This is a genomic window from Mesorhizobium sp. M7A.F.Ca.MR.362.00.0.0 (genome assembly GCF_004023175.1).
Taxonomy (GTDB): domain Bacteria; phylum Pseudomonadota; class Alphaproteobacteria; order Rhizobiales; family Rhizobiaceae; genus Mesorhizobium.
Window position 1 is genome coordinate 62529 of the sequence record NZ_RZTF01000002.1, and the last position, 8929, is coordinate 71457.

An 8929-nucleotide genomic window follows, 5' to 3' on the forward strand; every position below is an offset into this window, starting at 1 on the left:
GCACAGGGAAATTGACCCAGCGCCCTTCGGCGCTGTCGGCCATGACAGAGGCCTCGCCGCCCGAACAGCTCATCGACGACAGCCTATAGCCGGGCAAAGGTCCGGTGATGTGCAGCAGCTTCAGCGCCTCGATAAAGGCGGGGATCGAATCGACACGCGCAATGCCGAGCCGCCGCAGGAACGCACCCGAGGCCGCATCCGAGCCGGCCAGCGAGGCGGTGTGCGAGACGGTCGCCTGCCTGGCCTGTTCGGAACGGCCGACCTTCATGGCGATGATCGGCTTCTTCAGCTCGCGGGCTCGTGCCGCCAACCGTTCAAAGCCGGCTACCGAATCGAAGGCTTCGATATGCAGGCCGAGCGACGTGACCCGCTCGTCCTCGATCAGGCCGAGCGCCATTTCGGACAGACCGGTCTGCGCCTGGTTGCCGGCGGTCATCAGGAAGGCGATCGGCAGGCCGCGCCTCTGCATGGTCATGTTGATGGCGATGTTTGACGACTGGGTGATGATGGCGACGCCCTTGCCGCCCTCGGCCAGTCTTATGCCGCCATGCTGGTCGGGCCACAGCAGCGCCCCGTCGGCATAATTGATCAGGCCGTAGCAATTCGGCCCGATGATCGGCATCGAGCCGGCTGCCCCGACCAACTCAGCCTGCAGCCGCTCGCCGTCGTCGTCGTAGGCCTCGGTCTCAAGGAAGCCGGCGGCAAAGCAGACGGCGCCGCCGGCGCCGCGCTCGGCCAGCGCCTTGATCACCTCGATGGTCAAATGCCGGTTGCCCCCGACAAAGGCGGCGTCCGGCGCGCCAGGCAGGTCAGCCACCGAACGATAGGCCTTGCGACCGGCGACCTCGTCCTTGGTCGGATGCACTGGCCAGATCTCGCCGGCAAAGCCCATCTTGATCGATTGCGCGACGACGGCCGCGGCCTGCGCACCGCCGAAGACGGCGATCGATTTCGGCCGCAGGAGACGCTCAAGTTTATGCATATGTTATGCCCCGAACGGACGCAGCAGCGCCCTTGAAATAATGTGGCGCTGGATCTCTGACGTGCCTTCCCAGATGCGCTCGACGCGCGCGTCGCGCCAGATGCGCTCCAGTGGCAAATCGTCCATCAGTCCCATGCCGCCATGAATCTGGATCGCCTCATCGGCAACGTATGCAAGCATCTCGGTGGCCTTCAGCTTGGCCATGGCCATGTCCTGATCGGTGACAGTGCCCTGATCGTACTTCCAGCCGGCTTCGAACACCATCAGGTCGGCGGCCTTCAATTCGGTCGCCATGTCGGCAAGCTTGAACGATACGCCCTGGAACTTGCCGATCTGCTGGCCGAAATGCTGGCGCTGCGCGGCATACTCGATGGCATGGCCGAGCGGGCGCTCGGCGCGGCCGAGGCAGGTGGCGCCGACCTGCAGCCGGGTGGCGCCGAGCCAGGAATTGGCGACGTCGAAACCCTTGTGGACTTCGCCCAACACTTGGGCGGCGGGAAGCCGGCAATCGTCGAATTCGAGGATGGCGTTGGTGTAGCCGCGATGCGAGACGTTGCGGTAGCCATCGCGGACGGTGAAGCCCTTCGTCCCTTTGTCGACGAAGAATGCGGTGATCTTCTTGCGCCTGCCGCGCGGCGAATCCTCTTCGCCTGAGGCCATGAAAACGATGGCAAAGTCGGCGAGGTCGGCGTGGGAGATAAAATGCTTGGTGCCGTTCAGCACCCAGTCGTCGCCGTCCTGTACGGCGGTCGCCTTCATGCCGCGCAGGTCGGAGCCTGCGCCCGGCTCGGTCATCGCCAGGCAGTCCCATTTCTCGCCGCGGATGCAGGGGAACAGATATTTCTCGCGCTGCTCCGGCGTGCCGGCCAGGAGGATGTTGGAGGGCCGCGCCACGCAAGTCCAGTGCAGCGCGTAATTGGCGCGGCCAAGCTCCTTTTCGTAGAGCAGCCAAGTCACCGTATCGAGGCCAGCACCGCCGACATCGGCCGGCATGTTGGCGGCATAGAGCCCGGCTTCGATCGCCTTGACCTTGATCTCCTCGATCAGGTCGCGGCGCAGCACGCCGGTGCGCTCGACCTCGCGCTCATGCGGGTAAAGCTCGTTCTCGACGAACGCACGCGTCGTCTCGACGATGAGCCTCTGTTCCTCCGACAGCCCGAAATCCATGCTCTCAGCCTTTCTTCTTGCCGGGCTTTTTCTTCGGCTTTTCGGCTTTCTTGACCGGTTTCAAGGCTTTGGCCTTCTCGGCAGCCTTGGAGGCCGTGGGCTTCTTCGCCGCCAGCTTGGCCAGCTGCCTGGTATAGTCCTTGTGCAGGGCGCCGGCGCCCCAGCCCTTGCCTTTGTTCTGCTTCGACAGCGCATCCATGATGGCGACCAGATTGTCGTCGCGGATTTTTTCCAGTTCGCGGATCGACAGCCCATGTGCCTGGTCGTCCGACTGCGTGGCGATCAGGTCGACCAGTTCGTCGTTGAACTCCGGCACATCCATCAGCTTGGTCCATGGCCATTTCAGGCAGGGCCCGAACTGCGCCATGAAGTGGCGCATGCCGGCCTCGCCACCGGCGACGCGATAGACCTGGAACATGCCCATCTGCGCCCAGCGCAGGCCGAAGCCGTAGCGCATGATGTCGTCGAGTTCCTCGACCGTGCAGATGCCGTCCTTGATCAGCCACAGCGCCTCGCGCCATGCCGCTTCGAGCAGGCGGTCGCCGACGAAGGCCTCGATCTCCTTGCGGATGACGACCGGCTTCATGCCGATCGAGGCATACATCTCCTTGGCGACCTCGATCGCCTCGGGAAAGGTCTGCTCGCCGCCCACGATCTCGACCAGTGGCAGGAGATAGACCGGGTTGAAAGGATGGCCGACGACCAGCCGCTCCGGATGCTTCTTCATCGCCACCTGCATGTCGGTTGGCTTGATGCCGGAGGTCGAGGAACCGACAATCGCATTGGCCGGCGCGTGGGTATCGATCTCGGCGAGCACCCGGTGCTTGAGGTCGAGCCGTTCCGGCACGCTTTCCTGAATGAAATCGGCATCGGCCACTGCCTCGGCGATGGTCTTGGCAAAGGTCAGCTTGCCCTCTTTCGGCAAACCGCCGGGCACCATCTGCTTGTAGGCGCGGCGCGCGCCCTTCATCACTTCGCCGACCTTGCGCGACGCCTCGGGATCGGGATCGAAGATCGACACGTCGATGCCGTTGAGCAGCAGCCGCGCCACCCAGCCGGCGCCGATGACGCCGCCACCGATGGCGGCTGCCTTGTTGATGATACTCATGCGGAAGCTCCGGTTCTGGTCATGGCGGTTGTGGGATCTATGAGCGGCACGCGTTCGCCGGCGCGGATCACGGACGGGTCGTATGCCTTGCGGGCAAAGACTTTGAGGACGAAGGGCCGGAAGAATTCGATCGGCAGCGTGTCATAGTCGGGGTCGAAGCTCGACTGGTCCCAGCGCTCGCAAAACTGGTCGCAATCGTCGAAATAGGCGTGGCCGGCAAAGCGGTCGCGCGCATGGCGGTTACCGCCGAGGTGATGGGCATAGTAGAGCCGCTGGAAGTCGCCATGTTTCTCCACCACCCAAGTGCATTGTTCGCGCACGAAGGGTTTCAGGATCGAAGCGGCATATTCGTCGTGATTGTATGGCGCGTAGATGTCGCCGATGTCGTGCAGTAGCGCGCAGGCGATCCAGTCGGTGTCGGCGCCGTCGCGCCAGGCACGCGTCGCCGCCTGCAGCGAATGGCCGAGCCGGGTGATCTTGTAGCCCGATAGGCCCGCGTCGAGCTGCACCAGCGCATCGAGCAGCCGCTCGCCGGTCCTGGCGGCATAATCGATCTCATGCGCGGTCAGGAACTCGTAGTCGTCCCGGTCGCCATCCTTCATCGCGGTGAATTTTACGGTAGTCATGCCGACCCTCCCGACGAATAATTTATGCCGCGATCGGCGCCCGCTTGGTAAGGTTGAGCTTCTGCCGTACCTCTTCCGGCCCAAGAATCCTGGCGCCGAGATTGGTGACGATGCTGGCGGCGCGCTCGACCAACTGCGCATTGGTCGCCAGTACGCCCTTGTCGAGCCAGAGATTGTCTTCGAGACCGACGCGGACATTGCCGCCGGCCAGCACCGCCGCAGCAGCATAGGCCATCTGGTTGCGGCCGATGGCAAAGGCCGACCAGTTCCAGGTCGACGGCACATTGTTGACCATGGCCATGAAGGTGTTGAGGTCGTCCGGCGCCCCCCACGGCACGCCCATGCAGAGCTGCACCAGCGCATCGGGGTTGAGCACCTTTTCCTCGACCAGCTGCTTGGCGAACCACAAATGGCCAGTGTCGAAGGCCTCGATCTCCGGCTTGACGCCAAGCGCCGTCATCATGCCGCCCATGGCGCGCAGCATGCCTGGCGTGTTGGTCATGACATAGTTGGCCTCGGCGAAATTCATGGTGCCGCAGTCGAGCGTGCAGATTTCCGGCAGGCACTGGCGCACATGTTCCATGCGGTTGGTGGCGCCGCCCATGTCGGTGCCTTTTTCGTTGAGCGGCAGCGGCGCCTCCGGCGAACCGAACACCATGTCGCCGCCCATGCCGGCGGTCAGGTTCAGGATGACATCCACTTCTGCCGCGCGGATGCGCTCGGTCACTTCGCGGTAGAGATGCACATCGCGCCTGGGCTTGCCGGTCTCAGGGTCGCGCACATGGCAATGCACGATTGCGGCGCCAGCCTTGGCCGCGTCGATGGCCGAATCGGCGATCTGCTTTGGCGAGCGCGGCACATGAGGGCTGCGGTCCTGCGACCCGCCGGACCCGGTCACGGCACAGGTAATGAAGACCTCACGGTTCATCGCAAGCGGCATAGAACTCTCCTCCGATAGAAACACTATGCATGTCGCCCAAAAGTGGGAACCGGTTTTGGGATAACGACAGGCACAAAGACTATCAACAATGCCCGACTTGCCGGAAACTGTTTTGCGTTTTACGAAGCTTCCATGACGAAAAGCGAAAAACCAACGATCTTTCGCGCCGAGCGTCTGCCGCTCAAGGTGACGCTGCTGGTGTTTTCCGGCTCGTCCATCATGTGCGTCGCATCCGCCGTCGATCCGCTGCGCGCCGCCAACCGTATCTCCGGCGAGACCCTGTTCGATTTCAGGCTGGTCTCGGTGACCGGCGAGGCTCCGGTCACCACATGCGGCCTGCCGGTGGCGGTCAGCGGCCGTTTCGACGCGGCCGAGCCGTCCGACGTTCTGGTCGTCGTCGCTGGCTTCGGCACCCAGAACTATGCAACCTCGGCTCTGTTGTCGGGCCTGCGCCGGGCCGCACGCACGGCGCGTGCTTGCGGCGGCGTCGAGGCGGGCACCTGGCTGGTCGCACGCGCGGGCCTGCTGGAAGGGCGCAGCGCCACCACCCACTGGGAGGACATGGAGGATTTTTCCTCGTCCTTCCCCGGCGTCGATGTCCGCCCTGACCGCTATGTCATCGACGGGCCGGTGTTCACGTCGGGTGGCGCGTCACCGACCTTCGACCTGATGCTGCATCTCATCCGCACGCGGCTCGGTATGGCGGTGGCGCTCGATGTCGCCAGCGTCTTCATCTACGACCAGGCTCGCGCCGCCACCGACGCACAGCCGCTGGTCTCGCTCGGCCGGCTCGACGGCTATGACCCGCGGCTTGCGCAAGCCATCCGGCTGATGGAATCGCATGTCGACCAGCCGCTGACCATCGAAGCAGTGGCCAAGCGCGCCGGGGTGACGGCACGGACGCTGGAAAGCATCTTTCGCAAATCGATCGGCGAGACGCCGGGCGCCTATTACCTCAGGCTGCGCCTCGGCGCCGCGCGCCGGCTGGTGGTCGATACGAGGGTTGCCATGGCCGATATTGCCGGGCGGACCGGGTTCTCGTCCGCCGCGGCATTTTCGAGGGCATTTTCAAGGGCTTTCGGCGAAGCGCCGGTCAGATTGCGGAGGGGTTGATGTGCATGTCGCCCAAAAGTGTGTAGCGGTTTTGGGATAACGACATGCACAAAGTCGGAAAGCTCAGGCAGCGTTCTGACGGTCACTGCCGCCGTCGATCTGCGAGCGCATCTGTCTGGCAAGATGGGTCTCGAAACGGCTGGCAACGGCGCGGTCCCATTCGTTGGAGCGGCGCGTACCATCCTTCGGATGCGGCATCGCCATCAGCCGGTCGATGATCGATCCGGCCTCGCCAGGTGAGAGCAGGGCGTCGATTTCACGTTCGTTCTGCATATCGGTTCGCCTCCTTCTTCCTCTCCCGCCACGAGCCACTCTTATACGAGAAACGTGACGGCAGTTTGAAGGCAAGAGCGAGGTCATTGAAGGGCGTCGAAGGGCAAAACCGTGTCGCGGGACCGGGCCATGCGCAAAGCTGTTCCTGCGTCCCGGCAGGTCAGATCAAGGAGAGATCTACAGCCGCTTTTCGAACAGCACCGTGGTGAAGCCACTGTCCCATTCGTCGTCTGGATAGCGGTTTTTCTCGACATAGCCGACCGCCTTGTAGAGGGCTTGTGCCGGCAGGTTGAACGTGTCGGTTTCCAGCCGCGCCTGCGCCAACCCGGCGGTGCCGATTGCCTGTTCGGCATGGGAGAGCAGCTTGCGGCCGACACCTTGGCCTTGACGGGATGCCATGACGTGCAGGGCCTCGATGAAATCGGCGCGCCAATGGATCAGGCCGGCGACCTCGCCATCGATCTCGGCAACGGCGAACTCAGGCCAGCTCCGGTCGACATAGCGCCCGCCAATATCCGTCTCGACATAGCGCCGCGCCGCTGCTTCGGTGATGTTCGGCAGCCATGTGCCTTCGAACGTTTCCTGCAGCACCTGCTTCAACGCCGGAATATCGCTTGCCTGCGCCGGGCGCACGATGATTCGATCCTCTGCCATTTCCGTCTCCCGCCAATGCATGTCGCCCAAAAGTGCACAGCGGTTTTGGGAATGACGACATGCATAAAAATAAAGGCTGCCGCACGGGCCTTCTTTCGGCGACATGCGTGGCATCTTGATCTCACGCTGGCTGCCGAAGATCTGTGCGATCCTCGGCAGCCTCTCGCGAAGTGGGCTGACTAGCAGATAGCGATGGCGGCGGCTTTCAGCCAGTGGTGCCGGATGTCGGTCCAGAGATGGAGCGGCGCGCGCCTTACACGTAGCGGTTGACGATATTTTCCAGCAGTTCCTGGCGGCCGGACCTCGGCTGCGGCTCGATCTTCTTCTTGACGACACGCTCGGCGATATCCTCAAGCGTGCGCTTGCCGGCGAGCATCGCCTTGCCCTCGGCCGTGTTCCAGCCGGCATAACGTTCGGCCAGCGGCGCCGATAGCGCCTTGTCCTCAACCATGCGGGCCGCGGCTTTCAGGCCACGTGCGCAAGAGTCCATGCCGCCGATATGGCCGATCAGCAGGTCCTGCGGATCGAGCGACTGGCGGCGCAGCTTGGCGTCGAAATTGGTGCCGCCGGTCTTGAAGCCGCCGGCCTGCAGGACCTGGTAGTAGGCCAGTGCCATTTCCGGCACGTTGTTGGGGAACTGGTCGGTGTCCCATCCCGACTGATAGTCGTTGCGGTTCATGTCGATCGAACCGAAAATACCGAGCGCATTGGCCAGAGCCAGTTCGTGCTCGAAGGAATGGCCGGCCAGGATGGCGTGGCCCTGCTCGATATTGACCTTGACCTCCTTCTCCAGCCCGAAGCGCTTGAGGAAGCCGTAGACCGTGGCGACATCGTAATCGTACTGATGCTTGGTCGGCTCCTGCGGCTTCGGCTCGATCAGGATCGCGCCCTTGAAGCCGATCTTGTGCTTGTAGTCGACGACCATGCTGAGGAACCGGCCGGCCTGTTCCTGCTCGCGCGCGAGGTCGGTGTTGAGCAGCGTCTCATAGCCTTCGCGCCCGCCCCACAGCACGTAGTTTTCGCCCTTCAGCCGCTTGGTGACGTCGATGCAGCTTTTTACCGTCGCCGCCGCGTAGGCAAAGACATCCGGATCGGGATTGGTGGCCGCCCCCGACATGAAGCGGCGATTGGAGAACAGATTGGCGGTGCCCCAAAGCAGCTTGACGCCGGTCTGCTTCATCTTCCCCGCGAAGTAATCGGCGATCTCGTCGAGGCGCGCGGCACTTTCGGAAAAATCCTTGCCTTCCGGCCGCACATCGGCGTCGTGGAAGCAGAAATAGGGCGCGCCGAGCAGCGAGAACATCTCGAAGGCGACGTCCGCTTTCAGCTTTGCCAGTTCCATCGTGTCGGTGCCACCTGCCTTGGGGAACCACGGCCGGTCGAAGGTCTGGCCGCCGAACGGATCGCCGCCCGGCCAGGCAAAGGAGTGCCAGTAGGCGACGGCGAAGCGCAGATGGTCTTCCAGCCGTTTGCCGGCGACGAGCTCGTCGGGATTGTAGAACCTATAGGCCAGCGGATTGGTCGAATCCGGCCCTTCATATTTGATTTTCTTGATGTCGCCGAAAAATCCGCTGCTCATGATTTCTGTCCTCTCACAAAGTTCTGCCGCCATTACCTCAGGCGTAATTGGTTTCAGGCCAGCGCCGGTTGAAAAGGGTCATGTCAAAACCGTCAAATGAAGGAGACAGACCATGACCGACCTCACCAAGATCGCTGAAAACTACATCACCGCCTGGAACGAAAGCGATGCCGTCCGCCGGACCGAATTGCTCAAGGTGACCTTCACGGAAGACGTCAGCTATCGTGATCCGCTCATGCAGGGCGACGGCCATGAAGGCGTCGCGGCTCTGATCGACGGCGTGCAGCAGCGCTTTGCCGGCTTCCGGTTCTCGCTGAAGGGCACGCCGGACGGTTTTGCCGACAAGATCCGCTTCTCGTGGAATCTCGGGCCTGAGGGGACGCCATCGGTGATCGAAGGTACCGACATCGGAATCATTGAGAACGGCCGCCTCAAGAGCGTCACCGGCTTTCTCGACAAGGTGCCTGCGCAGTGAGGACTTCTGGGC

10 protein-coding genes are annotated in these 8929 nt (G+C 63.0%); 2 read left to right on the forward strand and 8 right to left on the reverse strand.

Annotated elements, in window-relative coordinates; translation table 11 throughout:
* The 5 genes from EOC06_RS41435 to EOC06_RS00630 all read right to left on the reverse strand — a co-directional run.
* Nucleotides 1-982: CoA-binding protein (locus EOC06_RS41435; protein WP_245469261.1), on the reverse strand; the 982-nt coding region annotated here is incomplete at its 3' end.
* Between the two features lie 3 nt (nucleotides 983-985).
* Entirely contained in the window at nucleotides 986-2149 is a 1164-nt protein-coding gene (locus EOC06_RS00615) for an acyl-CoA dehydrogenase family protein (RefSeq protein ID WP_128306827.1), read from the reverse strand.
* Between the two features lie 4 nt (nucleotides 2150-2153).
* Nucleotides 2154-3257, reverse strand: a complete 1104-nt coding sequence (locus tag EOC06_RS00620) for a carnitine 3-dehydrogenase (RefSeq protein WP_127269385.1) — start codon at nucleotides 3255-3257, stop codon at nucleotides 2154-2156.
* A complete protein-coding gene (locus EOC06_RS00625) occupies nucleotides 3254-3883 on the reverse strand; it encodes an HD domain-containing protein (protein ID WP_128306828.1) in 630 nt (209 codons plus the stop codon). The genes EOC06_RS00620 and EOC06_RS00625 overlap by 4 nt, the downstream gene beginning before the upstream one ends.
* Nucleotides 3884-3905: 22 nt before the next feature.
* Complete coding sequence (locus EOC06_RS00630; RefSeq protein ID WP_128306829.1) at nucleotides 3906-4823, reverse strand: 3-keto-5-aminohexanoate cleavage protein; 918 nt, start codon at nucleotides 4821-4823, stop codon at nucleotides 3906-3908.
* A 132-nt stretch (nucleotides 4824-4955) separates the two neighbouring features.
* Between EOC06_RS00630 and EOC06_RS00635 the strand changes: the two genes are divergently transcribed.
* Entirely contained in the window at nucleotides 4956-5936 is a 981-nt protein-coding gene (locus tag EOC06_RS00635; protein WP_127380253.1) for a GlxA family transcriptional regulator, read from the forward strand.
* A gap of 63 nt (nucleotides 5937-5999) precedes the next feature.
* Here EOC06_RS00635 and EOC06_RS00640 read toward each other — a convergent pair whose 3' ends face one another.
* The 3 genes from EOC06_RS00640 to xylA all read right to left on the reverse strand — a co-directional run bounded on the left by EOC06_RS00640 (nucleotide 6000) and on the right by xylA (nucleotide 8442).
* A complete protein-coding gene (locus EOC06_RS00640) occupies nucleotides 6000-6209 on the reverse strand; it encodes a hypothetical protein (protein ID WP_127270186.1) in 210 nt (69 codons plus the stop codon).
* Nucleotides 6210-6386: 177 nt separating this feature from the next.
* Complete coding sequence (locus EOC06_RS00645) at nucleotides 6387-6863, reverse strand: GNAT family N-acetyltransferase (protein WP_127322172.1); 477 nt, start codon at nucleotides 6861-6863, stop codon at nucleotides 6387-6389.
* Nucleotides 6864-7116: 253 nt separating this feature from the next.
* Nucleotides 7117-8442: a xylose isomerase gene (gene xylA / locus EOC06_RS00650; protein ID WP_127328551.1), complete on the reverse strand. Its 1326-nt coding sequence runs from the start codon at nucleotides 8440-8442 to the stop codon at nucleotides 7117-7119.
* A gap of 112 nt (nucleotides 8443-8554) precedes the next feature.
* Here xylA and EOC06_RS00655 point away from each other — a divergent pair, with 112 nt between their 5' ends.
* Nucleotides 8555-8917, forward strand: a complete 363-nt coding sequence (locus tag EOC06_RS00655; RefSeq protein WP_128306830.1) for a nuclear transport factor 2 family protein — start codon at nucleotides 8555-8557, stop codon at nucleotides 8915-8917.
* Nucleotides 8918-8929: the final 12 nt, after the last annotated feature.